This is a genomic window from Methylophaga sp. UBA5088, from assembly GCF_002414625.1.
Lineage (GTDB): Bacteria > Pseudomonadota > Gammaproteobacteria > Nitrosococcales > Methylophagaceae > Methylophaga > Methylophaga marina.
Genome location: NZ_DIAC01000032.1, coordinates 47,798 through 48,422, shown reverse-complemented (window position 1 = coordinate 48,422; position 625 = coordinate 47,798). Strand labels below are relative to the sequence as shown.

Annotated in this window: 2 pseudogenes; both read right to left on the bottom strand. The window is 43.2% G+C overall.

Features of this window, described 5'->3' with window-relative positions:
• Positions 1–408 (bottom strand): annotated as a pseudogene (locus B4K20_RS04485) (glycogen phosphorylase); the annotation flags it as partial.
• 20 nt (positions 409–428) lie between these two features.
• Positions 429–625: pseudogene (locus B4K20_RS04480) on the bottom strand (cytochrome c); the annotation flags it as partial.

Genomic DNA, 625 nt, shown 5'->3' with positions numbered 1-625 from the left:
GCCACCATTACCGAGACCGGCGTCATGTTCCATTTCAATCAGGTTTTCAAAATCCAAATTCAGCTCATTCAATGCTTTGGTCGTTTCTTTTTCCAGGCCTAAGTTGAGCACGGCATTACCCATGGCTCGGCCCATCAGAAATTCCATTGATAAGTAATAAGCATGTTTACAGTGCTTTTCTGCATAGGTGTGCTTGGTGTGTTTCATTCGGTTGAACAGGCGATCTCTTAATGTCAGTGCTAATGACGAATAGAGATAATGACCCGAAGCACAGCCTTTATCCTGAGCTAAGTGTGTACCGTAATAACGTTTGAAATCTTTGATGAGAGCATCGCTATTCATTCCCAGTTTTTCAGTGTCGAATAATTCCGGGGCGGGGTTAGCAGTACATGCGTAACGTGGGCTCATAGACAGATCCTTAAATTATTTCAGCGTTTGTTTGGATAGATGGGAGAAAACCCATCCCGATTAGGCATCTTTACCTGAGGTAGTGTGACTTCATTGAGTTCCACATCGTTCTCGAGTATATCATCCTGATTTAAAATATAAGCGCAAAGTGCGTAGATTTCATTACTACTCAAAGAAAAAGGTGCTGAGGGGGGCATGGCTCGCCGAATGTAGTCAT